Origin of the sequence: Rhizobium sp. PEPV16, assembly GCF_008919455.1 — a bacterium.
In the GTDB taxonomy this organism is placed as follows: domain Bacteria; phylum Pseudomonadota; class Alphaproteobacteria; order Rhizobiales; family Rhizobiaceae; genus Rhizobium; species Rhizobium leguminosarum_Q.
Map to the genome: position 1 here is coordinate 40,170 of NZ_VSZV01000353.1, position 25,947 is coordinate 66,116.

General features: G+C 60.5%; 26 protein-coding genes. 25 read left to right on the forward strand and 1 reads right to left on the reverse strand.

Translation table 11 applies throughout. From position 1 onward, the window contains the following. The first annotated feature begins 343 nt into the window (after positions 1–343). From FY112_RS32360 to folD, 25 genes are all read left to right on the forward strand, one after another. Positions 344–1,252 carry a flagellin gene (locus tag FY112_RS32360; RefSeq protein WP_151520220.1) on the forward strand — a complete coding sequence of 303 codons (909 nt, stop codon included), beginning with the start codon at positions 344–346 and terminating at the stop codon, positions 1,250–1,252. Between the two features lie 241 nt (positions 1,253–1,493). Next, on the forward strand, positions 1,494–2,405 hold the full coding sequence (locus FY112_RS32365; RefSeq protein WP_026158527.1) for a flagellin: 912 nt from the start codon (positions 1,494–1,496) through the stop codon (positions 2,403–2,405). Positions 2,406–2,705: 300 nt separating this feature from the next. After that, positions 2,706–3,668 carry a flagellin gene (locus tag FY112_RS32370; RefSeq protein WP_151520221.1) on the forward strand — a complete coding sequence of 321 codons (963 nt, stop codon included), beginning with the start codon at positions 2,706–2,708 and terminating at the stop codon, positions 3,666–3,668. A 203-nt stretch (positions 3,669–3,871) separates the two neighbouring features. Beyond that, complete coding sequence (locus tag FY112_RS32375) at positions 3,872–4,501, forward strand: hypothetical protein (protein ID WP_029874051.1); 630 nt, start codon at positions 3,872–3,874, stop codon at positions 4,499–4,501. Continuing rightward, entirely contained in the window at positions 4,498–5,826 is a 1,329-nt protein-coding gene (locus FY112_RS32380) for a MotB family protein (protein WP_151520222.1), read from the forward strand. Before FY112_RS32375 ends, FY112_RS32380 begins: the two co-directional genes overlap by 4 nt. A gap of 4 nt (positions 5,827–5,830) precedes the next feature. Then, positions 5,831–7,126, forward strand: a complete 1,296-nt coding sequence (motC, locus tag FY112_RS32385; protein ID WP_094086725.1) for a chemotaxis protein MotC — start codon at positions 5,831–5,833, stop codon at positions 7,124–7,126. After that, the gene (locus FY112_RS32390; RefSeq protein ID WP_131707987.1) at positions 7,123–8,556 is read left to right on the forward strand and encodes a flagellar hook-length control protein FliK; all 1,434 of its coding nucleotides are present in this window, start codon (positions 7,123–7,125) and stop codon (positions 8,554–8,556) included. The genes motC and FY112_RS32390 overlap by 4 nt, the downstream gene beginning before the upstream one ends. Next, positions 8,504–9,061, forward strand: a complete 558-nt coding sequence (locus FY112_RS32395) for a lytic transglycosylase domain-containing protein (protein WP_017959005.1) — start codon at positions 8,504–8,506, stop codon at positions 9,059–9,061. The genes FY112_RS32390 and FY112_RS32395 overlap by 53 nt, the downstream gene beginning before the upstream one ends. Before the next feature lie 280 nt (positions 9,062–9,341). Then, positions 9,342–10,013 carry a winged helix-turn-helix domain-containing protein gene (locus FY112_RS32400; protein ID WP_003545558.1) on the forward strand — a complete coding sequence of 224 codons (672 nt, stop codon included), beginning with the start codon at positions 9,342–9,344 and terminating at the stop codon, positions 10,011–10,013. A gap of 124 nt (positions 10,014–10,137) precedes the next feature. Then, positions 10,138–11,445, forward strand: coding sequence for a flagellar hook protein FlgE (locus FY112_RS32405; protein ID WP_017959006.1), 1,308 nt, complete (start codon positions 10,138–10,140; stop codon positions 11,443–11,445). 19 nt (positions 11,446–11,464) lie between these two features. Beyond that, positions 11,465–12,952 carry a flagellar hook-associated protein FlgK gene (flgK, locus tag FY112_RS32410; RefSeq protein WP_017959007.1) on the forward strand — a complete coding sequence of 496 codons (1,488 nt, stop codon included), beginning with the start codon at positions 11,465–11,467 and terminating at the stop codon, positions 12,950–12,952. Between the two features lie 3 nt (positions 12,953–12,955). Continuing rightward, positions 12,956–14,008 (forward strand): flagellar hook-associated family protein, encoded by a 1,053-nt coding sequence (locus FY112_RS32415; RefSeq protein ID WP_017959008.1) that lies wholly within the window; start codon positions 12,956–12,958, stop codon positions 14,006–14,008. 34 nt (positions 14,009–14,042) lie between these two features. Continuing rightward, positions 14,043–14,390 carry a flagellar biosynthesis regulator FlaF gene (flaF, locus tag FY112_RS32420; protein WP_003556569.1) on the forward strand — a complete coding sequence of 116 codons (348 nt, stop codon included), beginning with the start codon at positions 14,043–14,045 and terminating at the stop codon, positions 14,388–14,390. Next, positions 14,387–14,836, forward strand: coding sequence for a flagellar biosynthesis repressor FlbT (gene flbT / locus FY112_RS32425; RefSeq protein ID WP_017959009.1), 450 nt, complete (start codon positions 14,387–14,389; stop codon positions 14,834–14,836). The genes flaF and flbT overlap by 4 nt, the downstream gene beginning before the upstream one ends. Beyond that, positions 14,827–15,270, forward strand: a complete 444-nt coding sequence (gene flgD / locus FY112_RS32430; RefSeq protein WP_017959010.1) for a flagellar hook assembly protein FlgD — start codon at positions 14,827–14,829, stop codon at positions 15,268–15,270. The genes flbT and flgD overlap by 10 nt, the downstream gene beginning before the upstream one ends. A 99-nt stretch (positions 15,271–15,369) precedes the next feature. Then, a complete protein-coding gene (gene fliQ / locus FY112_RS32435; protein ID WP_009992823.1) occupies positions 15,370–15,636 on the forward strand; it encodes a flagellar biosynthesis protein FliQ in 267 nt (88 codons plus the stop codon). A 150-nt stretch (positions 15,637–15,786) separates the two neighbouring features. Continuing rightward, positions 15,787–17,874 (forward strand): flagellar biosynthesis protein FlhA, encoded by a 2,088-nt coding sequence (gene flhA, locus FY112_RS32440; RefSeq protein WP_017959011.1) that lies wholly within the window; start codon positions 15,787–15,789, stop codon positions 17,872–17,874. Beyond that, positions 17,871–18,623 carry a flagellar biosynthetic protein FliR gene (locus FY112_RS32445; protein WP_151520223.1) on the forward strand — a complete coding sequence of 251 codons (753 nt, stop codon included), beginning with the start codon at positions 17,871–17,873 and terminating at the stop codon, positions 18,621–18,623. The genes flhA and FY112_RS32445 overlap by 4 nt, the downstream gene beginning before the upstream one ends. A 7-nt stretch (positions 18,624–18,630) precedes the next feature. Continuing rightward, positions 18,631–19,044, forward strand: coding sequence for a hypothetical protein (locus FY112_RS32450; protein WP_151520224.1), 414 nt, complete (start codon positions 18,631–18,633; stop codon positions 19,042–19,044). A gap of 32 nt (positions 19,045–19,076) precedes the next feature. Then, on the forward strand, positions 19,077–19,640 hold the full coding sequence (locus FY112_RS32455) for a rod-binding protein (RefSeq protein WP_017959014.1): 564 nt from the start codon (positions 19,077–19,079) through the stop codon (positions 19,638–19,640). A 120-nt stretch (positions 19,641–19,760) separates the two neighbouring features. Beyond that, on the forward strand, positions 19,761–20,126 hold the full coding sequence (locus tag FY112_RS32460) for a hypothetical protein (RefSeq protein WP_017959015.1): 366 nt from the start codon (positions 19,761–19,763) through the stop codon (positions 20,124–20,126). Beyond that, positions 20,126–20,665, forward strand: a complete 540-nt coding sequence (locus FY112_RS32465) for a hypothetical protein (protein ID WP_027666408.1) — start codon at positions 20,126–20,128, stop codon at positions 20,663–20,665. Before FY112_RS32460 ends, FY112_RS32465 begins: the two co-directional genes overlap by 1 nt. A 395-nt stretch (positions 20,666–21,060) precedes the next feature. Beyond that, positions 21,061–21,900 (forward strand): WecB/TagA/CpsF family glycosyltransferase, encoded by an 840-nt coding sequence (locus FY112_RS32470; RefSeq protein ID WP_026158528.1) that lies wholly within the window; start codon positions 21,061–21,063, stop codon positions 21,898–21,900. Positions 21,901–22,056: 156 nt separating this feature from the next. After that, on the forward strand, positions 22,057–23,829 hold the full coding sequence (locus tag FY112_RS32475; RefSeq protein WP_151520225.1) for a succinoglycan biosynthesis protein exop: 1,773 nt from the start codon (positions 22,057–22,059) through the stop codon (positions 23,827–23,829). Positions 23,830–23,948: 119 nt separating this feature from the next. Beyond that, the gene (gene folD, locus FY112_RS32480) at positions 23,949–24,848 is read left to right on the forward strand and encodes a bifunctional methylenetetrahydrofolate dehydrogenase/methenyltetrahydrofolate cyclohydrolase FolD (RefSeq protein WP_151520226.1); all 900 of its coding nucleotides are present in this window, start codon (positions 23,949–23,951) and stop codon (positions 24,846–24,848) included. On the opposite strand, the gene FY112_RS32485 is transcribed toward folD, so the two are convergent. Further along, positions 24,849–25,874 (reverse strand): substrate-binding domain-containing protein, encoded by a 1,026-nt coding sequence (locus tag FY112_RS32485; protein ID WP_151520227.1) that lies wholly within the window; start codon positions 25,872–25,874, stop codon positions 24,849–24,851. Positions 25,875–25,947: the final 73 nt, after the last annotated feature.

Below are 25,947 nucleotides of genomic sequence, written 5' to 3' on the forward strand. Positions count from 1 at the left end.
AATTCAGTCGCTGTCGATTGCGAACTCCTCTTCGCAGAACATCCTGTCGCTCTTCCGCTAAGACCGGTCGGCACAAGGCTTCCAAGTTTCGCGGCCGGGTCATCCCCGGCCGCGAAATGTTTTAACATAAGGTTAACGAAAATCCTTCTAAGTCTCAGATATTTTTACGCTATTTCCAATTCGAATTTAGCTTTCCTTAACCATCTTGCTGTCATCTAGGCCCATCGAAACGGCGAGTTAACCCTAACAGGAATGGTTAACAGGCATGATGCTGATCGCTGTGGGCCGGCCGAAAATCCGGAATGTCCCTTCTTAAAATCTGCCAACAAGGGGCAAGCAAACTATGACGAGCATCAACACCAATAACGCTGCAATGGCAGCCCTCCAGACTCTCCGTGGCATCAACCAGGGTCTCCAGGAAACCCAGGCCCACGTTTCGTCCGGCTATCGCGTCGGCAAGGCTTCCGACAATGCCGCTTACTGGTCGATCGCAACGACCATGCGTTCGGACAACAAGGCTCTCTCGGCTGTCTCCGACGCTCTCGGTCTCGGCGCCGCCAAAGTTGACACCGCTTACTCCGCCATGGACAGCGCCATCGACGTCGTCGGCAACATCAAGGCTAAGCTCGTTGCCGCCACTGAAAACGGCGTCGACAAGGCCAAGGTCCAGGAAGAAATCACCCAGCTGCAGCAGCAGCTCCTGAGCATTGCTCAGTCAGCCTCCTTCTCGGGCGAAAACTGGGTTGCCGGCGCAAACGGCACCAAGAGCGTCGTTTCCACCTTCGTCCGCGACGCCTCCAACGCCGTTTCGGTCAAGACGACCGACTACGTTCTCTCGAACACCTCCACCGGCAACGTCCTGTTCGGCATGAGCGGCGGCTCGGTCGAAACCTCCACCGGTATCCTTGGCACCTCGTCGGGCGCGACCGGCTCGATCTACGCGATGAGCATCACCACCTTCACCTCCGGCCAGATCCAGACGGCTTTGACCAACGTTGAAGCGGCTCTGAAGGCCATGACCAGCGCCGGTGCAGCTCTCGGATCGCTCTCCAAGCGTATCGACAGTCAGGACGACTTCGTCAACGCGCTCAGCGACTCGATCGACTCCGGTGTCGGCCGCCTCGTCGACGCCAACATGGAAGAAGAATCCTCCAAGCTCAGCGCCCTGCAGACCCAGCAGCAGCTGGCGATCCAGTCGCTGTCGATCGCGAACTCCTCTTCGCAGAACATCCTCACGCTGTTCCGCGGCTAACCCGCAGAAACATCGGCCCGTCGGTCTCCGGCAGGCATCTCGGTATAGAGCCGCGCTCCGATGGAGCGCGGCTTTTCTAATTTCCGTTAACCAATGATTAACCATAATGCTGTCTTCTGCGGTCAACGAGACGGAGAGTTAACCAAATTTAAGAACCGGTTAACAGGCATGAGGCTGCTTCCCGTTCCCGGTAGCTTTCCGGAATGTCCCTTTTTTCCACACGCCAAGGGGCAATCATTTCATGACCAGCATTTTGACGAACGTCGCGGCGATGGCCGCTCTTCAGACACTCCGCGGTATCAACGACAGCCTGGAGACTACGCAGAACCACGTATCGTCGGGTTACCGCGTCGAAAAGGCAGCCGATAACGCCGCCTACTGGTCGATCGCAACGACCATGCGTTCGGACAACAAGGCTCTCGGGGCTGTTTCCGACGCTCTCGGCCTCGGCGCCGCCAAAGTCGACACCGCTTACTCTGCCATGGACAGCGCCATCGACGTCATCAGCGAAATCAAGGCGAAAATCGTCGCCGCGACCGAAAAGGGCGTCGACAAGACCAAGGTCCAGGAAGAAATCAGCCAGCTGCAGCAGCAGCTCCTGAGCATCGCGCAATCGGCTTCCTTCTCCGGTGAAAACTGGGTTGCCGGCGCCGACGGCACCAAGAGCGTCGTTTCCACCTTCGTGCGTGATGGCAATGGCAATGTCTCCGTCAAGACGACGGACTACATCCTGAACTCGAGCTCCACAGGCAACGTCCTCTTCGGCATGACCTCGGCCGGCGTGATCGACACGAGTTCCGGCATCATCGGCACATCATATGGTACGATCGGCTCGATCTACTCGATGGACATCAGCACTTTCGGTTCGGCTGAGATCTCCATGGCTCTGACGTCGATCGAGGCCGGCCTGGAGGCGATGACCAAGGCTGCATCGCAGCTCGGCTCGATTTCCACGCGCATCGATCTGCAGGAAAACTTCGTCGGCGCGCTCAGCGACTCGATCGAATCGGGCGTCGGCCGCCTCGTCGATGCCGACATGGAAGAGGAATCGAGCAAGCTGACGGCGCTGCAAACGCAGCAGCAGCTGGCCATCCAGTCGCTGTCGATTGCCAACTCCAGCGCTCAGAACATCCTCACGCTGTTCCGCAGCTAAATCAGGCGCTGAAGCTGGACCCAATCTTGCGCCGTCGTCTGGCAAGAAGTGAAAAGCATCCCGGACCGCGCCCGAAATGGCGCGGTTCTTTCTTTTATATCAATGGTTTGGTCGACATTGCGATCGCTGTTTCAGGCTCAGTGCTGCGCTCTTGCCCAACAGGTTGGTATCGAGTTAACTTCGCCTCGAGTTGATTTGCTTTTGCGACACGCCGGTAGAAACTCTGCCGGAGGCATGACGCCACTTCAGTCGCCGCCGGCAATCCGGCCTGCCCTTTCACCCCGATTCCGAGACCTGTCGATGACCGTTAACATTACCAACGCGGCCGCGGTGAATGCGCTTGCGGTACTGCGCAGCATCAACAAAGAAGCCAACCAGACCCAGCAGCAAGTGTCCTCGGGATATCGTATCGAGACGGCCGCCGACGATGCGTCCTATTGGTCGGTCGCGACCGTCATGCGCTCGGACAGCACCAATCTCGGAACGATCGGAGATGCGCTCGGTCTCGGCGCTGCCAAGGTGGATGCGACCTACACGGCGATGAACTCGGCGATCGATCTCATAGGCGATATTCGCGCCAAGCTGGTTTCGGCAAGAGAGCCCGGTGCCGACAAGGACAAGATCAACGCCGAGATCAGCGAATACAAAGAGCAGTTGCAGACGATCGTTGAATCGACGTCGTTTGCGGGTGAAAACTGGCTGTTGAACGGCGACTCCGCTGCGCCGCCGACATGGCAGGTGATCTCTGGTTTCGTGCGCGCTCCGACCGGCGAATATCAGGCCCAGACCATCGATTTCCCATCGTCGCAGACCATCCTCATCGACAAGAACAATGCGGGCGGCGGCCTGCTGACCAAGGCGGTCGATGCCAATGCGATCAATAACAGTGGCGCGACGTCGCGCAACTACTACCTTTTGAACGCCAACTCGACCACGCCGGCGACGGGTACGGAAATTGCGATCGACAACAACACGACCGGTGAGCAACTCACCGACATGCTTGACGTCACCGACGCGCTTCTCTCCTCGCTGACGACGACGGCCGCGTCCATCGGCGTGATGAAGACGCGCATCGACGATCAGATCGACTATACCGCCAATTTGGCCGATTCGATCGACAAGAGCGTCGGCGCGCTCGTCGACACCGACATGGACGAGGCTTCGATCCGGCAGAAGGCGATCGAAACCCAGAAGCAGATGGCCGTCGAAGCGATCTCGATCCTCAACACGGCCGCAAGCAAGATCCTGATCCTGTTGGAATAGGGGTGGGCGCGATCACGGGTGGCGGCGGCGCCATTCATCCTCGCGCAAGTTTGACTGCCTAGTTTCCGGGATGAAGGCATCGCCCGAATCTGTGCCGGCGCAAGGTCAGCCCCTTGCCCGTTCCGAAGGGGATGCCGGCGCGCAAGGTCACTTTGAGCGGGGGCGGGCATGCCGCATGCCTCCCGAATGCTGGATGGTTTTTTATGAGCATTACGCTTTCTCGGTATTTGAAGGATTTCGGTGAACCGGAATCGTCAGCACCGATCCTCGACATGAACGATTTCGGCGGCGACGATTTCCCCGAAATGCCGAGCGAACCGGCGATCGACGTCGAGGCGGAGCGCCGCGAAGCCTATGCGGACGGTCATGCCGCAGCGACCGTGGAATTGACCGAGAAATACGAACGCGAGGTGCAGACGCTGGCGGAGGTCCATGCGCGTGAACTCGAGGAACTGAAGCTTCGCTACGAAGTCGAGGCGGCGGCGGTCATTGCGTCCCGCATCCGCGATATAGCCGAAGAAGTCGCTCAGCTGGTCAGCGCCGGCGCCGCCCAGGCCATCGCGCCTGTGATGACGGAAGCGCTTGCGGCCAAGGCTGCCGAAAGCCTCGCCGCCCTGCTGCGTGATGCGATCCTCGAAGGCGCGGCTGGAGCGATCGTCGTCAGGGGCCCGACCCGGCTTTTCGATATATTGAAGGCCGAGCTCGGCGAACATGCCGGCGCGGTTCGCCACTTTGAGACCGACGATATCGATCTTGCCGTTGAAATCGGTGATTCCGTCATCGTCACCCGTATGTCCGCCTGGGCGGCCAGCTTGAAGAAAGTTCTGGAATGAGCGAAGGCGAAAACCACCACCACGGCAAGAACGAGATCATCATCGTCAAGAGACATGGCGGCGGTGATCACGATGGCGCCCATGGCGGTGCGTGGAAAATTGCCTATGCCGACTTCATGACGGCGATGATGGCATTCTTCCTGGTCATGTGGCTGGTCAATGCCGCCAACGAGGAGACCAAGGCCTCGGTCGCGACCTATTTCAATCCGATCAAACTTTCCGACGAAAAGCCGACCGAGAAGGGCCTGAAGAAGCCCGTCGACAATGCCGAGGGTGAGGAGAAGCAGGAGAAGTCGAAACAGAAGGAAGAAGATCCGAACGACGGCAAGGCCGCAGCGGATGGTGACGACCAGACATCGACCTCCGGCGACCAAACCAATTATTCCGAGGCCGATTTCTTCGAAAACCCTTATTCGGTTCTCGCCGAGATCGCCCAGGAGGTCGGCCAGCAGGCCAATGTCAGCGCCAAGGGCGATGGCGGTGCCGCCGATTCCGGCCCGGCCACCGGCGCCGATGGCGGCGAGGCCTATCGTGATCCCTTCGATCCGGATTTTTGGACGAAGCAGATCGAGGTCACGACGGCCGGCAAGCCGTTGCCGCCCGGCAAGAGCGACGACCAGGCGGTCGAGAGCGAGACGACCGAGATCGCCAAGCTTGAGGACGCCAAGCCGATACCGCTGACCACCGATCAGAAGGCCGCCCAGGAGACCAAAGAAACCAAGGAAACCAAAGGCGCGGTCGAGGCCAAGGACGGCAAGACGCCGGGTGGCAAGTCGCCCGAAGACAAGAAGGCCGAAGCTCAGAAGGACGCCGATCTTCAGAAGGACGCGGACAAGAGTGCCGCCGAGGCCGAGCAGCAGCAGAAGGAAGCCGAGCAACTGCAGGCGCAGATCGCCCAGCAGATCGGCGGCGTGGCCGGCAAGCTCGCCGAAGGCCTGACCGTGACGGCGTCCGAAGGTGGATTGCTGGTCAGTATCTCCGACCAGGCCGACGATTCGATGTTCAATATCGGTTCTGCGGTTCCGCGCCAGGAAATGGTGCTCGCCATGGAAAAGATCGGCGCGATCCTGAAGGAGAGGGGTGGTGCGGTTGCCGTCCGCGGCCACACGGACGGTCGCCAGTATAAGGGCGCGCAGAACGAGAACTGGCGGCTTTCCATGGACCGCGCCCAGAGCGCCTACTACATGCTCGTGCGCGGCGGGCTCGACGAGAAACGCATCTCCCAGGTCTCCGGCTTTGCCGACCGTCGGCTGAAGCTGCCGTCTGACCCGTTCAACGCCACCAACCGCCGGATCGAGATTTTGGTGCAGGCGGATCAAGGATAGTCGAATGGCGCGTCGGCAGCATCGCTACGTCGGATTTGTGGCTCTCGGCCTGGCGATGCTTTCGCCGGCCGCAGCCAATGCGCAGGATCCGGACGATCTCGCGCCCTACAAAATGCTGCGGTCGCTGCAATTCGTGCAGGATTCCGTCGTTACCGGCGATCATTCGGCCGGCGAGATGCAGCGCTTCATGCTGGGCACGATCGACACGCGGCTGCGCACCGTCGAACCGTCGATCTTCGACGACGACCGCAATGTCGACGCAGCGCTGATCTACACGATGAGCGGCGGCAATCCGCAGACGCTCGAATATCTGATCGCCCACGACGTCAACGGCTATTTCGACAACCGTGTCACCGACGTGCTGCGCAAATATCTGAGCGGCAAGGGCCTCCTCGTCGCCAAGACGCTGCAGGAGACGGCCAGGGAATATCGCGACAAGAAGATCGGCCCCTACCTTGCGCTGATCGGCGGCAACGTGCTGATCGCGACGAAACCGACAGACGCGCTGGATCTCTACGACCAGGCGCGTCTTGCCGCCCCGGGCACGATCGTCGAGGAGGCGGCGTTGCGCCGCTCACTCGCCATTTGCGTCGACAAGGGGATGCTCGACAGGGGAATGGCCTACTCGCAGCGCTATGTCAGACGCTTCCTGCATTCGCCCTATGCCAGCCAGTTCGCCGATCTTTTCGTCACCCTCGTCGTCGGCCACGATCACGACGTGAAGCCGCAGGATGTCATCGACATTCTGTCCTTCATGGACGCACCGCGCCAGCGCGAGGTCTATCTGCGCATCGCCCGCGCCGCCGCGATATCAGGCAAGCCGGAGCTGGCGCGCATGGCGGTCGGACGCGTGCAGTCGCTTGGCGGCGGCACCGACAATGCTTTCGGTCCGCTCGCGGATTTCTATGGCGGCATGGCCGGCCTTCCCACCGAGGATATCGATCAGGCAGCAAAGAATGTCAGCGGCATCGACGGCAACGCGCTGTCGCGGCGGGATCAGGCGCTGCAGGAGGCGGCGCGATCCGTTGCCGAGCAGATCCTGCGCGCTCCCGACCCGGCAAGCTTGACGCAAGCCTCCAATCCTAACACTGATCATCAAGAAATCACTTCTGAAAAGGCTGCGGCGATAGCCATGCAACCGGGGGCGCCAGGCGCGCTTCCCGAGCCTGTTCCGGGAGGTGTGGCATCGACTGGCCAAAGCCAGGATACCGACCCCTCATTCAACGCATTTGTGACGACCAGTCGATCCAAGCTCGACGAGATCGACGGTCTTCTGGCGCAAGAAGGCAACGAACAATGATGGATATAAGCGTCTCGGGCGGAGCCTCCGGTACGGAGACGGCTGCGGTTGCGAAATCCGCGCGACTGGCCGGAAAAGGTGATGCTGAAGGCCAAAAGAGCGGCTTCTTCGACGCGCTTGCCAAGGCCGGCAGCGATGCCGTCAATGACGAGCCCGACGATGCGCAGCCGGATCAGGGCGTGGCTGCCGATGGCGCCGCCGAGAAAGTGGCGCGGACGATCCGCGGCCGCAGCAGTGCAAAGCCGTTGATCGACCTCGGCGACGCCGCGCTGAAGGCACAGGCCGAGGTGCAGCCGGAAACGATTGCCAGTGTTGAAAAAGCCACGACAAAGCCCGCAAAGGCTGAGGTCAAAATGCCGGCCGATCTCGCCTTCGGCAAGCTCGATCCGAAGGACAGTCCCGCAGATGAGGTCGCTCCGGCAGCCAAGGGTGGCAAACACACCAAGGCCGACGCGCTGGAAACCGATACGGACAAGGTCAGCGACGATGATGACGGCGGCATTTCCGATGTTCTGGGTCTGCTGAAGCAGGAGCCTGCCGACGGGACCGTGACTTTGCCGGCGACCACCGCGCATCACGTCTCCGTCAAGGTCGACGAGGCTGGAGCGGGCGACAAGAAACTCGATGCTATCGAAGCCAAGGCGGGCGGCCATGCGTCCGACGCTCTTGCCGCGGTCAGCGGCAATATCGAGAGCGGCAAGGCGGATGACATCAAGGTCCCCGGATCGGAGACTGCCGAAGCCGCCGATGGCAAGACATTCAGGTTGAGCCGCGCCGATGGCCGCGGCGTGTCGATGGATGTCCACATCGGCACGGATCAGGCCGGGCCGAAAGATGGTTCGAAGAAAGCCGATGTCGAAAACGTTTCGGTGCTCGAATCGCGCCGCTATATCGGCCTGATGCAGAATACGAATTCCGCCGCCGTCACCGCTGCTCTCTCCGGCGATTCCGAATGGGCGCGCGCCATGGAGCCGAGCTCGGCGCTCTCTAACGCGGCGGAATGGACGAGCACCGGCAAGGTGGTCAATACGTTGAAGATCCAGATGAACCCACTCGATCTCGGCCTGGTGACGGCGACCATGCGCTTGTCCGGTGACGCTCTGAACGTCGACCTCAAGGTCGAAACCGGAGCGGCCTATCGTCAAATGAAGGAAGATCACGGCAAGATTCTCGAAGCTCTGCGCAGCCAGGGTTACGCGGTCGAAAACGTCACCATCAGCATGGCGCCGGTCGAGCGTCCCGACGCGGGCAATCAGGGCCAGGCCTCCCAGCAGCAGTCGCTCCCTCAGCAGGGGCAGGGCGGCGAGGCGCGCGATCGCCAAAATCAGACGGCACAGCGGACGGACGGAGGCTTCAATGGCGCAGGCGATACCAGTATTGAAGACGCTCGTTCTGGCGGCAGCAGCAGCACTGGCGGCGTTTACCTCTGAGGCGATCGCCTCCACCGGCGCCTGCGAACGCGAGATCCAGTCGGCAGCGGCCAAATACGGCATCCCGGAAGGCATCCTCTATTCAGTTGGGCTGACGGAGACCGGCCGCAAGGGCTCGCTCTATCCCTACGCCATGAACGTCGAAGGCAAAGCGATCTTTCCACCCTCGGAGCAGGACGCAATGCGGCAGTTCGATGTCGCCCGCAGCAGCGGCGCCAAGCTCATCGACATCGGCTGCATGCAGATCAACCATTACTTTCACGGCGAGAATTTCCGCTCCGCCGAGGAGATGTTCGACCCGCATCGCAACGTGGAGTATGCGGCAAAATTCCTCCGCAATCTGCATGACCGTCACGAGACATGGACGATGGCGGTAGCCAGATACCATGCCGGACCCAACAACAATCCGGCGCAGAAGCAATATGTCTGCCGCGTCATCTCCAATCTCGTTGCCACCGGCTATGGCAAGTGGACTCTCAATGCGAGTAACTTTTGCCGAAATTGATTCAACCAAAGATGGAAGAGGCGTATTGTGACGAAACTGTGTCACAATGTGGCGGGAATCCGGCACGAAACCCGTACGCAAGTCATATTTAACCGACTGTTAACTTTTCCACGAAATTTTGGTGTGTATAATTAGGCATACCCACTAGATATAGATCAAATCGCTACCCAGATCTTAATCAATTATTAGTTTCTGCCATTAACTTTAACGAGTTGTCGCCGATTCGTGCGATTCGTACCCATAGATCATCGAAGTGCCACACTGATTCGGAGGCGGACGAATGATCGTAGTGGTTGATGAGCGTGAGCTCGTGAAAGATGGATACACATCTCTGTTCGGTCGTGAGGGCATTCCCTCCACCGGCTTTGATCCAGCGGAATTTGGCGAGTGGGTACAGACCGCTGCCGATTCCGATATAGCTGCAGTCGAGGCCTTTCTGATCGGCCAGGGCCAGCGCAACTTCGAACTGCCCCGGGCGATCCGGGATCGGTCGATGGCGCCGGTGATTGCGGTCAGCGACCAGCACTCGCTCGAAAACACTCTTGCGCTTTTCGATTGCGGCGTCGACGACGTGGTGCGCAAACCGGTGCATCCCCGCGAGATCCTCGCAAGGGCGGCTGCGATCCGGCGCCGGCTGAAGGCGATCACCAATTACACCGAGATCGGCGGGATCCGCGTCTTCTCGGATGGTCGTGACCCCGAGATCAACGGCGAAGTCTTCGCACTTCCCCGGCGCGAGCGCCGCATCCTCGAATATTTGATCGCCAATCGCGGTCGCCGGGTCACCAAGACCCAGATCTTCAACGCCATCTACGGCATCTTCGATGAAGAGGTCGAGGAGAACGTCGTCGAAAGCCACATCTCGAAGCTGCGCAAGAAGCTGCGCAAGAAGCTCGGTGTCGACCCGGTCGATTCCAAGCGCTTCCTTGGTTACTGCATCGATTGGGCCTGATTTCTCGGCCGGGCGGCGGCGCCCGGCTGAACGTCAATATTGGCCTCGCAGCTCGCATGACAGACAGCTTCACGCAAGGCCCGACAAATACTCTCGTGCATAACAGGTAAAACGAGGTTTTCAGATGAGCATTTTCGGCAGCATGAAGACGGCAGTATCGGGGATGAACGCTCAGGCCAACCGCCTCAGCACCGTCGCCGATAACATCGCCAACGTTAACACCACCGGTTACAAGGCTGTGTCGACGAGCTTCTCGTCGCTGGTTCTGCCTTCCTCGGGCGGCAATTACAATTCCGGCGGTGTTCAGACCTCCGTCCGCCAGGCCGTCTCCGACCAGGGCGATATTTCCTACACCACCTCGACCACCGATCTTGCGATCTCGGGCGACGGCTTCTTCATCGTTCAGGGTCCTGACGGCACCCCGGTTCTGACCCGCGCCGGCGACTTCACCAAGGACGACGAAGGCAACCTCGTCAACGCCGCCGGCTTCATGTTGATGGGCTATTCCTACGACTCCGGCGCTCCCGCCGTCGTCGTCAACGGCTTCGATGGCCTTGTTCCCGTCAATGTCAACCAGGATGGTCTGACCGCGATCGCCTCGACATCAGGCGTCTTCAAGGGCAACCTCGATTCCAACGCCAAGGTCGCTCCGGTTGCTCCTGCGACGCTGCCGAGCGACAACTTGGCCACGACGACGACCGACACCAAGAAGGTCTCGATGGTCGCCTATGACCGTCTCGGCAACAAGGTGATGTACGACTTCTACTTCACGAAGACTTCCGTCGTGACACCGCCGCCGGCGACAGGTACGGCCGCCACCTGGCAGGTTTCGATCTACCGCAACGCTGACGCAGCGGTGGGCGGCACGACCTCCTTCCCATACGCCCCGGGTGGTGCCGCTGCCGCTGTCGGCACGGGAACGCTGACCTTCGACCGCGATGGCAAGATGCTCACGGGCGGCGCCGTTAACATCGCCGATACGGTGACTGGCCAGACGATCGCCATGGATTTCTCCGGTTTCACGCAGCTCGGTGCCGACTTCTCCGGCACCGGTACGCCGAACGGTCAGGCAGCGACCCCGGTCAAGGACGTCACGGTTGATGGCGACGGCATCGTCTATGCGAAATACGAAGACGGCAGCACCAAGCCGCTCTATCGCATTCCGCTGGCCAACGTCGCCAGCCCCGACAAGCTGACGCTGATGAGCGGCAACGTCTATAGCGCCAACGGCCAGTCGGGCGTCACCGTCACCGGCTTCCCGCAGACCAACGGTCTCGGCACGATCAAATCAGGCGCTCTCGAAGGTTCGAACGTCGACCTCGCCGGCGAACTCACCGAGATGATCGAATCGCAGCGCAGCTATACCGCCAATTCCAAGGTGTTCCAGACGGGATCCGACATTATGGACGTTCTCGTCAACCTCAAGAGATAAGCAAGGTACCGGGTAAGCCATGTCGCTCACGTCAGCACTTAATACCGCGCAGAACATATTCAACAATACTGGCACTCAGAGCAGTGTCGTATCGAACAATATCTCGAATGCGGGCAACAAAGATTACGTGCGCCGGCAGGCGATGCTCACCACGTCCTTGAATGGCGCGCAGGTCGTCAAGATCGATCGGGCGCAGGAAGAGGCGCTGCTGCGCCAATACCTGAAGACATCCTCGCAGGACAGTGCCCAGCAGGCATTGCTCGGCGGTCTTGAGGACCTCAAGTCGATTGTGGGTGGCAACGACTACGAAACGTCGCCATCCACCTATCTCGGTGTTTTCCAGCAGAAGCTTCAGGCCTTCCGCACGACGCCGGGCAGCACCGTCGCCGCTCAGGGCGCCATCACCGCCGCGCAGGACGTCGCCAACTCGCTGAACAATGCCTCGCAATCCGTTCAGAACGTCCGCGCCACCGCCGACAAGCAGATCGCCACCGACGTCGATAAGCTGAATACGCTTCTCAGCGACTTCGAGAAGGCCAACAATGCGGTGAAGACCGCCACGGCCTCGGGTGCGGATGCATCCGGCGCCCTCGACGAGCGTGAGAAGGCTCTCAAGCAGATTTCGCAGATCGTCGGCGTCAACGCAACGACGCGCGACAATAACGACATGGTGCTGAGCACGTCTGACGGGACGATCCTCTTCGAGACGATCCCGCGCAAGGTGACGTTCAAGTCTCAGGATGTCTATACCGCGACCATCACCGGCAATTCGGTCTATATCGACGGTGTGGCACTTCCGCGCGGCAGCGGATCGACGACGACGGGGCAGGGAAGCCTTCAGTCTCTCCTCCAGGTGCGTGACGAGATCGCTCCGAACTTCCAGAAGCAGCTCGACGAAGTCGCCCGCGGCCTGGTCTCGCTCTTCAAGGAGCAGAATACGGTAGCCGGCCCGGCCTATGTGCCAGGCCTCTTTACCTGGAGCGGCGGCACGGTTGATACCGGCGCCACCGCGGTTGCCGGCATGGCGGCGACCATCACGGTCAGCAGCCGCGTCATCACCTCGCAAGGCGGCGATCCGATGCGCCTGCGCGATGGTGGCGTCAACGTCACCGGCCTCGTCCTGAACGCGTCAGGCGCCAGCGGTTATACGACTGAACTCGATCGTCTCTATACTGCATTGGGCTCCGACATCGATTTCGACCCAGCGGCGGGGACGCCGGTCGGGTTCGACGCCACGACGGGCATCGATTCGAACGTCAGCATCATGGAATTCGCCACGAATTCGCTTGGCTGGCTCGAACAGTACCGCAGCAATGCCACGACGGCGGCGGAAAACACCTCGGCGGCGCTGTCACGCTCCGACGAAGCCTATTCCAACGAGACGGGCGTCAACCTCGACGAGGAGCTGACGTTGCTCCTCGACATAGAGCAGTCCTACAAGGCGGCGACCAAGATCCTGAACGCCGTTGACGAAATGTTGAAGTCATTGCTGGATATTGCGAGTTAAGCCATGAAGAGCTCATTTATTTCAAGTTCGGCCATTCAGAATGCGATGCGGTTGACGATCCGTCAGGCGCAGAACCAGATGACGAAGGCGACGATGGAAGCGACGACGGGAGTCTATGCCGATATCGGCGTCTCGCTCGGCGGCAACGCCGCCAGGAGCGTGGACTTCAGCCGCGAGGTCGACAGGATAGCCTCGATCAAATCAAGCAACTCGCTTGTCACTGCGCGCATGGAATCCTCGCAGCTCGGCCTTTCCAAGATGAAGGACGTCGGCGACGGCCTTGTTTCGAAGCTGACGGCGCTCCAGGGCAGCCACGATCCCGGTAGCATCACCGTCGCCATCCAGTCGGCGACCAGCGCCCTGTCCACCATGATGGACACGGCCAATACCATGGTAAACGGCGAATATCTGTTCTCGGGCATCAACACCGATGTGCAGCCGCTGACAGACAAGACGGCCGCGACGAGTGCCGCCATCGTCACGCAGTTGAATGCATACGCCGCCGCTCTTGTCCCACCGAAGGCGGTCAAGGATCTGACCGGTGCCGAAATGAGCACCTTCATCACCACGACGGTAGAGCCGATGTTCAGTCAGGCAGCCTGGACCGACCCGACGACCGGTTGGTCGCAGGCGTCGAACCAGAACATGACGAGCCGCATCAGCAACTCCGAAGTGATCGAATCCTCGACCAATGCCAATTCCGAGGGCATGCGTTACTTCGCGCTCGCCTCGGTGATGGCCTCGGCACTGTTGGGACAAGGCCTCAGCAGCGATGCGATGAGCACGGTGTCCAAGCAGGCGATCAGCTACACGGCGAAGGCGACCAGTGGCCTGGTCACCCAGGCAAGCCAGCTCGGTCTTTCCCAAGAGCGCGTCAAGAAGTCGAACGACGCTCTCGACGCTCAATCGAACATCATCAAGAACAAGCTCGTCGATCTCCAGGGCGTCGATCCTTACGAGGCGTCGACCCTCGTCAAGACTTTGGAAACGCAGCTTGAAACGGCTTACACGATCGTCTCGAAGATCCAGCAGTTGAGTCTAGTAAACTACCTTTGATGATCAAAGGCGCGCAATAAAGAAGGATGCATGAATGTATCAGTTCTCATATGCCGAAGTCATGCAGGACTCGGTGGCCGACGCGAAAGAGCGGGAATGGCAGGTTCTTGACCGGTCCATAGACCTGCTGGCGGCGGCGCGCGAAAAGGAAAAATACGGCCGGGAAGCCATTGAAGCCCTGTTTTATACACGCCGGGTCTGGATCAGCTTCATCGAGGATCTCAAACATCCCGACAACCAGCTGGAGATCGGGCTCAGGGCCAACCTCATCTCGATCGCGATCTGGATATTGAAGGAATGCGACAGGATCAGAAAACGTCAGTCTAATAACTACCAGGGCATCATCGACGTTACCACCATCATCAGGGATGGACTTAAATGAAAAGCACACTTCGCATTTCTCTGAAAGCCGGAGAAAGAATCTTCATCAACGGCGCCGTCCTGCGCGTCGACCGTAAGGTCGCGCTGGAATTCCTGAATGATGTGACGTTCCTTCTCGAAAACCACGTCCTCCAGCCGGAGGGCGCCACGACGCCGCTGCGTCAGCTCTATTTCATCGCGCAGATGATCCTCATCAACCCTGAGGGCAAGGACCAGTCGACGGCGTTGTTCCGCAAGTCGATCACCATGCTGCTCTCCTGCTTCAAGAACGAGGAAATCCTCGCCGAACTGAAGCGCATCGATGCGCTGGTCTCGACAGGCCGTGCCTTCGACGCACTCAAGGCGATCCGCGGCCTTTACGCCATCGAAGACAATATCCTCAACAACCACGAAATGCCGCCGACGATGGTCGAGCAGATTCGCAGGGAGATTGCACCATGGCGGTAGATGCAACATCGAACGTGGCCAAAACGAGTTCGACGACCACAACGAACACGGCCCAGACGAAGGCGACGCTGAACTACGACAATTTCCTTCAACTGCTCATCGCGCAGATGAAGAACCAGGATCCGACCGATCCGATGGATGCCAGCGAGCAGATGTCGCAGCTGGCAAGCTTCTCGCAGGTCGAGCAGACGATCCAGACCAACACCAAGCTGGACACACTTCTGGCAAGCTCGAGCCTTACTCAGGCCAGCAGCTATGTCGGCAAATACATGGAAAGCGCCGACGGTAAGGTCAAGGGCACCATCGAATCCGTCAAGGTTTATTCCGACGGAATCATTGCGACAACCACGGCTGGCGGGAATATACTCGTGCAGGCGGGAATCACTATTGCCGACAAGGCGCCGACCACGTCGACCGACACCAGCGATACCTGATACCCACGGCGCCGGTGCGCCGCATAGCTCGGGTGATACCAATCAATGGCGGTCCGGCCAGGGCGGGGCCGCTTCAAGGCGATATGAGGTTGCCTTCGGATGAATGAAGCTGATGCATTGGATCTGTTTCAGGCGGCGATCTGGACCGTCCTGATTGCCGCCGGTCCCGCCGTCATCGCGGCGATGGTGGTGGGTCTCGTCATTGCCTTGATCCAGGCGCTGACTCAGGTGCAGGAAGCGACACTGACCTTCGTGCCGAAGATCGTAGCGGTGCTGATCACCGTCGGGGTCACAGCACCCTTCGTCGGCTCGCAGATCTCGATTTTCACCAATCTGGTCTTCTCGCGCATCCAGTCCGGTTTCTAGAGCAATCCAGTAACAGTGCGCAGCGGTTCTACGCTTCCATGAGAAGCTGAACCGCTCTGAGCCACCTTCGCGCAAGCTTCGCCATTTAACTCTCGATCCGAATTGGGCGGACTGCATGTCCGCCTCCTCTCATGAAGAGACGGAATCGTCATGGCGCAACCACCTGCACTCCCCCTTCCAAAAGTCGCCCCCAACCTGCGCGATGTCGGATTTGCCCTCGGCATCATCGGCATTATCTGCATTCTCTTCCTGCCGATCCCGCCGTTCCTGATCGATATGGGACTGGCCTTCTCGATCGCCTTCTCGGTGCTGATCCTGATGGTCGCGCTGTGGATCCAGAAGCCGCTCGATTTTTCGTCTTTCCCGACCATTCTGCTGATCGCAACGATGACCCGGCTGGCGCTGAACATCGCGACGACACGCGTGATCCTTTCGCATGGCCATGAGGGCCACGATGCCGCAGGCGGCGTCATCGCCGGCTTTGCAAGCCTGGTGATGTCCGGCGACTTCGTCATCGGTCTGATCGTCTTCCTGATCCTCATCACCATCAACTTCATCGTCATCACCAAGGGCGCCACGCGTATCGCCGAAGTCGGCGCACGTTTCACCTTGGATGCCATCCCCGGCAAACAGATGTCGATCGACGCCGATCTCTCGGCCGGTATCATCGACGAGAGGGAAGCGCAGCGCCGGCGCAGGGAACTCGAGGAGGAAAGCTCCTTTTTCGGTGCGATGGACGGTGCGTCGAAATTCGTGCGCGGCGATGCCGTCGCCGGCCTGATCATCACCTGCATCAACATTTTCGGCGGCATCATCATCGGCTATTTCCGCCATGGCATGCCGATCGGCGAAGCCGCTGACGTTTTCGTCAAGCTATCCGTCGGCGACGGCCTCGTCGCACAGATGCCGGCTCTCATCGTCTCGCTCGCCGCCGGCCTTCTCGTCTCCCGCGGCGGGACCACCGGCTCCACCGACCAGGCGGTCGTCAACCAGTTGAGCGGTTATCCGCGTGCGCTTTCCGTCTCGGCGGTGCTGATGTTCATCCTGGCTCTGATGCCGGGTCTGCCGTTTATCCCCTTCGTGGTCCTCGGCGGTCTTCTCGCCTTCGGCGCCTGGTTCATCCCGCGTCAAGTCGAGGCAGAGAACATGCTTCGCCGCGAGCAGGAAGAAAAGAAGGTCGTTCAGAATAAGGAGCTGGAAAAGGATTCGGTCAAGGCGGTGCTGCGCACCTCCGAAATCGAGCTCGCACTCGGCAAGATGGTCTCGACGCGCCTGCTCGGCGCCCACCAGGAGCTTGCCTTCCGCGTCGGCAAGATGCGCAAGAAGTTCGCCACGCAATACGGCTTCGTCGTGCCCGAGATCAAGGTGACCGACGATATCGCCATCGCCGAGAAGTCCTACCAGATCCGCATCCACGGCACGACGGTCGCTTCCAACCTGCTGCGCGTCGGCGAAGTCCTCGTCGTTACCGGTGCTGGCCGCCGGCCGAGCATTCCCGGCGACGAAATCCGCGAGCCCGCATTCGGCATGCCTGCCGTCTCCATCCTCGAAAACTTCGCCGACGATCTGAAACGCGAGGGCTTCCAGCCGATCGACAATGTCTCCGTCGTGCTGACCCATATGAGCGAGGTCATCCGCAACAACCTGCCGCAGCTTCTGTCCTACAAGGACGTCAAGGTACTGATCGATCGCCTCGACCCCGAATACAAGAAGCTCGCCGACGAGATCTGCTCGTCGCACATGTCCTATTCCGGCCTGCAGGCGGTATTGAAGCTGCTGCTTGCCGAACGTGTCTCGATCCGTAACCTGCACCTCATTCTCGAGGCGGTGGCCGAGCTCGCCCCGCATGTCAGGAAGACCGAGCAGATCGTCGAGCATGTCCGTATCCGCATGGCCCAGCAGCTCTGCGGGGACCTCGCCGACAACGGCGTGCTGCGCGTGCTGCGGCTGGGCAGCAAATGGGATCTCGCTTTCCACCAGGCGCTGAAGCGCGACGCCAAGGGCGAGGTGATCGAATTCGACATCGATCCGCGCAGCCTGGAGGAGTTCAGCGAGCAGGCCACCAAAGTTATCCGTGAGTTCATGGATCGCGGCCTGCCATTCGCACTTGTCACGTCGCCGGAAACACGCTCCTATGTGCGCATGATCATCGAGAGGCTGTTCGCCACGCTCCCGGTCCTGTCGCATGTCGAACTGGCCAAGGGCATCGAGATAAAGATTTTGGGCTCTATTTCATGATGACAGACCCGCAAGGGACCGTTCTCGCGCTGTTTCTGGTTTTTTGCCGGATCGGTGGCTGTGTGCTGGCTCTTCCGGGTTTTTCCTCGGCGCGCGTGCCCGCACAGCTGCGCGTCTTCATCGCCGGGGCGCTCTCGATCGCCGTCATGCCGTTGCTCTGGGATACCGTCTATCCGGCCGTTCACACCGGTGCCGGAACCTATATCGGCCTGATCTTCAGCGAATCGCTGATCGGCGTGATGTATGGCATGCTGGCGAGGATCTACACGCTCGGCATGCAGTTCGCCGCCTCGATCACCGCCATGATGGTCGGCTACACCCAGCCGGGCTCCGCCGACGTCATCGAAGACACGCCGGAGACCAGCCTGTCGGCCTTTATCACCTTTGCCGGCATGATGATCCTCTTCATCATGGATTTCCATCACATCGTCTTCCGCGCGCTGATCGATTCCTACACGACCATGCCATTCGGCGGCATGATGCAGATGCGCGCGACACTGATCTCCTTTACCGACACGCTGGAGCAGACCACCTACATCATGCTGCGGCTGTCGAGCCCGTTTTTGATCTACGGCCTGATTTTCAACGTCTCGATCGGTTTCATCAACAAGCTGGCGCCGCAGATCCCGGTCTACTTCATCTCCACGCCCTATCTGCTGATGGGCGGGCTCTTCCTGATCTATTTCTCGATTGCGGCGATGGTCAGCCAGTTCGGCCAGTCCTTCGGCTCAGTCTATATCGGGCGATGAGGCTGTCATGGTCGAAAAGAGCCGCTCCCAAAAGCTCAAGCGACTGCTCTCGGTACAGCGGCATATCGAAAGAATGGCCGAGAACGACCTGGCCGAAACCAGCCGCCAGCGTGTCGAGGTCAATGTGGCGATGGACGACGTCATCCTCGCGCTCGGCTCGATGGACCCCGTCCACCATGCCTTCTCGCAGAATTACGCCGACCGATTCGGCAGGCTCAGCATCAAGGACCAGCAGCTGACCGGCATGCAGCAGATCCACGAGATGCGGCTGGCGCGCGAGCGCGCCAAGGGTGACCGCTTTGAAGAGGGCATGAAGGAAGCACTCGAGGCCGAGCGCCGCGAGGCCGATGACAACGCCGTCTACGATGTCATCGATCAGCAATTCGCAACGCCAGCCTCCAGCAAGCTTCAAAAACCATAGTCGTTACGATCTTAAATTCAGAGGATTGTAACGTGGCTATTTCGCCTCCCAGTGATCTGGTCCTGGACGTTGTCAAAGCTGCCGACCCCATGCAGGTTCAGGCGGCCCAGGAAAAGTTGAAGGCAAATCGTGCGGCCTTTGCCGCAACGAGCCTCGCCGAGAATGGCAAGGGCTTCTCCAACACGGTCGACGTTCTCGATCATGTCGGCCAGAAGAGCGGCCTCGCCAACATCCAGAACCGCACCAAGACCGAGGAAGTTCCGGAAAGCTACCGGAAGTTCGAGGCCATGGTCCTGCAGAATTTCGTCAAGTCCATGCTGCCGAGCGAAAGCGAAGAGGTCTACGGCAAGGGCGCGACCGGCGATATCTGGAAAGGCATGATGGCCGAACAGCTCGGCAACACCATGGCCAAGGGTGACGGCATCGGCATTGCCAAGCAGATGTACAGCGAACTTCTGCGCCGGCAGGAAGGCAAGATCGTCAATGCCTCCACAGACGACGATGACCGCAACACCGCGCTCAGCATGATCGACGACTTCCAGCGCAAGACCTTTGGCACGCCGACCGCCGAAGCCAAGACCGATAGAACAGGATGATCTTAGGCCGGTTGGCCAAAATCCGAATCCCGTTCCAATTAACAGTTGGAGCATGCTGTTGTCCGAAAACCGCGTACGTTTTTGGCATCATGCTCTAAGCGAAGCATAACCGAGGGTACCATGGAAATAATTTCGAACGAATACAGGATCAAATCCGTTCTCGGACGCCTCGAAATGATCATCGACAATGAGAACACCCGGATCGGCAACGACCCGCAGTTCGATCTCAAGGTCTCCAATGCCCATAAGAGCCGCTGCCTCTACGAGCTGTCGACGCTTTTCCGCGACACCGATCCGGCCGAGCTTGCCGCTGCCCATCTCGATCAGCTGCACGGCCTGAAGAAGAAGCTGGTCCTGAATGCCCGTCGCGTGGAGGCGCATCTCGAAGCGGTTCGCGCTGTCGCCGACCTGCTGAAGAACGCAGTTCAGGACGCCGACGCCGACGGCACCTATTCCCAGGAACAATTCGCCGCGCGTGGAAACTGATGATCAAGCTCGTCCTCACCGGTGTCTGGGTTTGCGCCATCACCTTGGCCTCGGTCTATTTCTCGGTGTACCTGGCGACCGCGCCGGCGCCCGCAGCAACAGATTCCAAGCAGAGCGCGCTTGAACTGGTGAAGGGCGAAACGATCACGGTGCCGATCATCGGCAACGGTGCGATCACCGGCTATTTCCTCGGCCGCGTTTCGTTCATGATGAACAAGGACATGCTGAAAGGCGTGACGCTGCCGCTGAGCGAGATGACGACGGACGAGCTTTTCAGCCTGCTGGTCGGCAACAAGATGGTCGATATCGCCCACATCAAATCCTTCGATCCGAAGGCTTTCCGCGAAGAGATCAAGAAGGGCATGAACGAGCGCCTCGGTGGCGAATACGTCGCCGACGTGATGCTGGAGCAGCTCGACTATCTTTCCAAGGAAGAGGTCAAGGAAAGCTCCGCCGGTCAGCCGAAGAAGGTGGGCGCACCGGTCAAGATCGTCGAGACCGCACCGGCTGCCGAAGCACCGGCGCCAGCGGCCCACTAAAGCGCGTCGCGATCTTTCAGATTCGCTCCTCGCGCTCTGGGTATTTGTTTTTTACGCATGTCGTTGTCGCAAAACCGCTGCACACTTTTGCGCGACATGCTTTCGACATCATTCGATCATCAACGACAAACGGCGCCCGAGGGCGCCGTTTGTCGTTGGCGAGCGTGGTTAATAAACCACTTATACGAGCATAGAAATTCAAGGAATTTTCCTAAGGGTTGTTTGAAACCGTCCTGTTATATGAGGTGTCACAGCTTGGCATGCGCCGCTTATCCGGGATCGGAGCGACGCGCCCCGGCGGGACGCGACCGGTCCTTTCGAGACCTCCGGTGCGGAAATATGGGCTTGTTTTCCGGGATGTCGGGCGCATGCAGCACCCTCGGCAGGAGGTAGGAATGAATCTGATTGCAAACTTCGCGGTGCTCGCATCGCGGCGGACGATCTTCGATCTGCCGGTCTGCGATCTCGGCTGGGACGACGCCCTCGTTTTCATCAACGAGCTGGCCTCCATTCCCGTCGGCCAGACCGTGGTTTGCTTCGTCAACGCCCACAACATGCTGACGACGCTACGCGACGATGAATATTATCGGATCATGTCGCACAATCTGGTGCTGCCTGACGGTATCGGTCTCAATATCGCATCGCAGATCGCCCATGGCTCGCCGTTTCCTGCCAATCTGAACGGCACCGATTTCGTGCCGGCCTTCCTGACCTTCATGGAGGCTCCGCGCCGCATCGGTCTCATCGGCGGCAAGCGCTCGGTCGTCGAGGCGGCCGCGGAAAACTTCCGCAAGCACGCGCCCTGGCACGAATTCGTCGTCGTTTCAGACGGTTACTTCGACAAGGTCGATTCCACTGAGGTCATCGAGGAGCTCGAGCACCAGAAGCTCGATATCCTGATCGTCGGCATGGGAACGCCGCTGCAGGAGAAATGGGTTCACAACAATATCCGCGCCGATCATGCGCGCCTGGTGCTGACCGTGGGCGCTCTCTTCGACTTCGTCTCCGGCGCCGTCCCGCGTGCGCCGAAGACCGTGCGGATGATGCGCCTGGAATGGGCCTATCGCCTGCTGCAGGAGCCGGCGCGCCTCTGGCGCCGTTACGTCATCGGCATCCCGGTCTTCCTCTTCCATGTCCTGCGCTACCGCTTCCGCCGGCGCGAAAGGATCCTCAGCCATCCGGAAGAGCACGGCAGCGCACTGCAGCCGCGGGCGGACCGCAAGAAGGCGAGCTGACCTAATAGCGCCGCGTGTCTAACAGGACGCGCGGTTTAGCAATTCTTGCCCGCTGCGGTTAACCATTTCTTTGCCATGAATATTTAGAGTCACTTAATCATCTGCATTCGTGCGGATGAACGAACTCGGCCATCATGTGCATGAGATGTGGCGCAAATGTACGATATCAGGGCCAGAAACAGCTTCCAGGATCGCGCAGCCGCAGGGCCGCGCCCCCATGACGATTCCTATGGGGCGCCCCGGTCAAGCCGGCCTGATATCGCGCCGCCCGAGGCCGAATTGCTGCGCGCCATCGGCCGCGCGCTGGAAGAGCAGCGCGCAAGAGCGGCGAGCACCGCACCGCTGGTCGACCGCATCGAAACCATCCTCGGGAACCGCCTCCGGGCCGCCAACGACGTCGGCCATCCGCTTCTTCAGGAGCCGGCGGGCGATGAAGAGCTGAGCGTTCCGGCCGACCAGCCGATGATCTCACCCGAACCGTTGGCCGCGGTCCGTGAAGAACCCGCCGAGCCCCGGCCGGTAGCGCCGCGGCGTCGGGCGAACGGGATCGGTCTTGCGATGATGGTGGGCGCCGCGACGATCATCGGCGCGGGCTTGCCGGCGCTGATGCCAGCTTCGCCGGCCCTCTACCGTGCCGAGGCGACGCTTTCCGTGAAGGCGGATGCCGCAAGCCGCGCTGCCTTCACCCAGGCCGCGGCGAAAGGGCTGCTGTCGGCGCGGATGGTTGCTTCGACGGTCGCCGCCCTGAAACTCGATCATGATCCCGAATTTGCCGGCGCCAGCGCCAATGCGCTTGGCGTCGCGCTCGATCTGCTCTCGGCGACCGGTGCTGCTGCCGATTCGGCCTCCCGCGCCGAGGCCACTCTGAAACATGCGGTCGAGATACTGCCCGATGCCGCCGCCGGCACGATCCTCGTCAGGGTGACGACCGGCGACAGCGGCAAATCCATGCGCATAGCCGCAAGGCTTGCCGAAGCGGTTTCCGCAGCAGGCGGAGCCGGCGGCAACGTCGAGACCGATACCGCCTTGCGTAAAACCTATGACGAAGTGAAAGCGGAGCTTGCCGCCTTCACCGCGAAGAGCGGCGAGGGCAATGTCAAGGTAGCGATCGATCTTCGCCGCCAGATCGACCGGCTCGATGCCGATCTGAAAGAGGCAGACCAGAATATCCTTGCCGCCAAGGCGCAGGCCGACCGGCTCAAGGCCGCAAAACTTGCCGAAGTGCTCGACGGTTCGTTCCCCTCCGATATGCTTTCGCCGGCGCTACAGGACTGGCGCGACAAATATGCCGTCGCCAAAACGACGCTTGCGCAGCTTTCGGCCGAGCTTGGCCCGCGCCATCCGCGCCTCTTGCAGCAGCAGGCCGAAACGGACGGTCTCAAGGAGAATATGGGCAAGGAGCTTACCCGTCTTGCCCAGACAGCCAACCTCACTGCTAAGGCCGCCGTCAATGCGCGCAAGGGCCTGAACGATCGCCGCAACACGCTGATCGCCCAGAGCAGGGACACCGGCGTCGATTTGTCACGCCTGACCGAACTCAGCGAAAAGGCGAATGCCGCGCGCTCGCGGCTCGAAGACGCGACGTCCGCGGCGGTGGAAACGGCCGCCGACGGTCGTATCGTTCTCCTGAAGCCGGCGTTGGCAACGGCAGTATCGGGAAGCGATGGTCTGATCGGCCGCGCGCTGACCGGTGCCGCGGCGGGCGTAGCGATAAGCCTTGTTGCGGCTTTCCTGCTCCGGCTGCGGAGGCCCGTCGCCGATTCCGCAAGCGAGAAAATGCCCGTATCCCGGCCGCAGGCCCCGCTGCCCTCGATGCCTGTGCCGGCCCCCGCGCCTGTCGACGAAATGGAGCTGCTGCGCTCCGAAATCTCCGGCCTGCGCGACCGGCTTCGTGTTCATGCGCTTGAAGCGCGCCAGCCGCTGCGCTGAACGAACATTTCCTTGCAAGCTTGCTATTGCATTGCCGCTTTCCGACAGGATAGGGCGTTAGCGGGCAATTGACGCTCGCCGAGTATCCATAGATTGCGTGAAACAGGGCGGAGAGACGCGTGACGACAGTAATCGACGGCAAGAACGTAGCTGCATCGGTCATTCAGACGGTCAAGAGTGCGACGGCGGCGCTGGAAAAGAGCAGCGGCGTCACCACCGGCCTTGCGGTCGTCATCGTCGGCGACGACCCGGCAAGCCACGCCTATGTCGGCTCCAAGGGCCGCATGGCCAAGGAGTGCGGCTTCAAGTCCGTTCAGCACACGCTGCCGGCGGAAACGAAGCAGGAGGATCTGGCAGCTCTCGTCGCCACCCTCAACGCCGATCCGTCGATCCACGGCATTCTGGTGCAGCTGCCCTTGCCGAAGCCGCTCGACAGCGAGGCGATCATCCAGTCGATCCTGCCGGAAAAGGATGTCGACGGCCTGAGCGTCGTCAATGCCGGCAAGCTCGCCACCGGCGACCTGAAAACCGGACTTGTCTCCTGCACCCCGGCCGGCGCCATGGTCTTCGTCCGCCGCACCCATGGCGAGGATCTCTCCGGCCTCAACGCCGTCGTCATCGGCCGCTCGAACCTGTTCGGCAAGCCGATGGCGCAATTGCTGCTCAATGCCAATGCGACGGTGACGATCGCTCATTCCAGGACGAAGAACCTTGCTGAAGTTTGCCGCAACGCCGATATCCTGGTGGCCGCCGTCGGCCGGCCGGAGATGGTCAGGGCCGATTGGGTGAAGCCAGGTGCGACGGTCATCGACGTCGGCATCAATCGGGTGGCAGCCCCCGAAAGAGGCGAGGGCAAGACCCGGCTCGTCGGCGACGTCGCCTTCGAGGAGGTCTCGGCGGTCGCCAGCACCATCACTCCGGTTCCCGGCGGCGTCGGGCCGATGACCATCGCCATGCTGATGGCCAACACCGTGATCGCCGCTCATCGCGCTGCGGGGCGGACGCCGCCCCAGTTTTGATTACGGCCGCGGGGCAGGACCGGTCGAGGCCCTGACGATCAGCTCGGTCTTCCAGAGCTCCTGGTCGGGGAAGGGGCCGGCATGCTTCACCGTGCCGATCAGCCGCTGCGCGATGCGAACGCCCGCCGCCCGCAATGAAGAGCGGGTCGTCGTCAGCGGCACGGAAAAGCTTTCCGGTTTCAGCAGCGGCAGCACGTCGTCATGGGCGATCAGTGAGATATCCTCACCGAGCCGCAATCCGGCCTGGTTGACCGCGCGGATCGCGCCAAGCGCCAGCACCGTGCTGGAGCAGAGGATGGCCGTCGGCCGCTCCGGCAATTGCAGGAAATGTTCCATCGACAGCAGGCCTTGTTCGTCCGTCATCAGCGCGTGGCTCATGCAACCCTCCTCGAGCGCGAGCCCGCGCTCGGCAAGGGCTGATATGACGCCGTTCTTCCTGCGGATGGCGAAATCGAGATGCATCGGTCCGTTCATCAGCGCAAAGCGCGTATGTCCGAGCTGCAGCAAGAGCCGCGTCGCGTCGTAGAAGGCGCCTTCATTGTCGATGTCGAGATAGGGATAGTCCGGCTCCGAACCGAAGGATCGGCCGTGTACGACATAAGGCATGGAGAGCGATTTCAGCATGGCGAGCCGCGGATCGTGGCCGCGCATATAGGCGACGAACAGGGCATCGACATTGCCGCTGATCGCAAGGCGGCGCAGCGCCGCTACCTCGTCATCCGGGTCGGCTGGCATGATGACGAAGTGGAAATCGTGGCGCACGGCCTCTTCGCCGAGCCCTGCCAGGAATTCACCGAAATGCACGTCGGACTGGTGGCCGGGCGCCGTCGGCATGACCAGGCCGATCGAGCCTGCCTTGCCGGTCGCAAGCCGCTGCGCCGCCTTGTTCGGCCTGTATCCGGTTTCCTTGACAGCCTGAAGCACGCGCTCCCGGGTCGCCTCATTGACCTCGGGATAGCCGTTGAGCGCCCGGCTCACCGTCGTCTGAGACAGCCCCAGCAATTCCGATAGCTGTTTGAGATTCACCTGCTATGCTTCCTCCCAGCCCCGCCCGTCAGCCGTCTTGAAAATGCATGCCGCCTCCCAGGCATCCAAAGCG

Coding starts and splice junctions, on each gene's coding strand:
- FY112_RS32360 (WP_151520220.1), top strand. CDS start 344: ATGACGAGCATCAACACCAATAACGCTGCAATGGCAGCCCTCCAGACT.
- FY112_RS32365 (WP_026158527.1), top strand. CDS start 1,494: ATGACCAGCATTTTGACGAACGTCGCGGCGATGGCCGCTCTTCAGACA.
- FY112_RS32370 (WP_151520221.1), top strand. CDS start 2,706: ATGACCGTTAACATTACCAACGCGGCCGCGGTGAATGCGCTTGCGGTA.
- FY112_RS32375 (WP_029874051.1), top strand. CDS start 3,872: ATGAGCATTACGCTTTCTCGGTATTTGAAGGATTTCGGTGAACCGGAA.
- FY112_RS32380 (WP_151520222.1), top strand. CDS start 4,498: ATGAGCGAAGGCGAAAACCACCACCACGGCAAGAACGAGATCATCATC.
- motC (WP_094086725.1), top strand. CDS start 5,831: ATGGCGCGTCGGCAGCATCGCTACGTCGGATTTGTGGCTCTCGGCCTG.
- FY112_RS32390 (WP_131707987.1), top strand. CDS start 7,123: ATGATGGATATAAGCGTCTCGGGCGGAGCCTCCGGTACGGAGACGGCT.
- FY112_RS32400 (WP_003545558.1), top strand. CDS start 9,342: ATGATCGTAGTGGTTGATGAGCGTGAGCTCGTGAAAGATGGATACACA.
- FY112_RS32405 (WP_017959006.1), top strand. CDS start 10,138: ATGAGCATTTTCGGCAGCATGAAGACGGCAGTATCGGGGATGAACGCT.
- flgK (WP_017959007.1), top strand. CDS start 11,465: ATGTCGCTCACGTCAGCACTTAATACCGCGCAGAACATATTCAACAAT.
- FY112_RS32415 (WP_017959008.1), top strand. CDS start 12,956: ATGAAGAGCTCATTTATTTCAAGTTCGGCCATTCAGAATGCGATGCGG.
- flaF (WP_003556569.1), top strand. CDS start 14,043: ATGTATCAGTTCTCATATGCCGAAGTCATGCAGGACTCGGTGGCCGAC.
- flbT (WP_017959009.1), top strand. CDS start 14,387: ATGAAAAGCACACTTCGCATTTCTCTGAAAGCCGGAGAAAGAATCTTC.
- flgD (WP_017959010.1), top strand. CDS start 14,827: ATGGCGGTAGATGCAACATCGAACGTGGCCAAAACGAGTTCGACGACC.
- fliQ (WP_009992823.1), top strand. CDS start 15,370: ATGAATGAAGCTGATGCATTGGATCTGTTTCAGGCGGCGATCTGGACC.
- flhA (WP_017959011.1), top strand. CDS start 15,787: ATGGCGCAACCACCTGCACTCCCCCTTCCAAAAGTCGCCCCCAACCTG.
- FY112_RS32445 (WP_151520223.1), top strand. CDS start 17,871: ATGATGACAGACCCGCAAGGGACCGTTCTCGCGCTGTTTCTGGTTTTT.
- FY112_RS32450 (WP_151520224.1), top strand. CDS start 18,631: ATGGTCGAAAAGAGCCGCTCCCAAAAGCTCAAGCGACTGCTCTCGGTA.
- FY112_RS32460 (WP_017959015.1), top strand. CDS start 19,761: ATGGAAATAATTTCGAACGAATACAGGATCAAATCCGTTCTCGGACGC.
- FY112_RS32465 (WP_027666408.1), top strand. CDS start 20,126: ATGATCAAGCTCGTCCTCACCGGTGTCTGGGTTTGCGCCATCACCTTG.
- FY112_RS32470 (WP_026158528.1), top strand. CDS start 21,061: ATGAATCTGATTGCAAACTTCGCGGTGCTCGCATCGCGGCGGACGATC.
- FY112_RS32475 (WP_151520225.1), top strand. CDS start 22,057: ATGTACGATATCAGGGCCAGAAACAGCTTCCAGGATCGCGCAGCCGCA.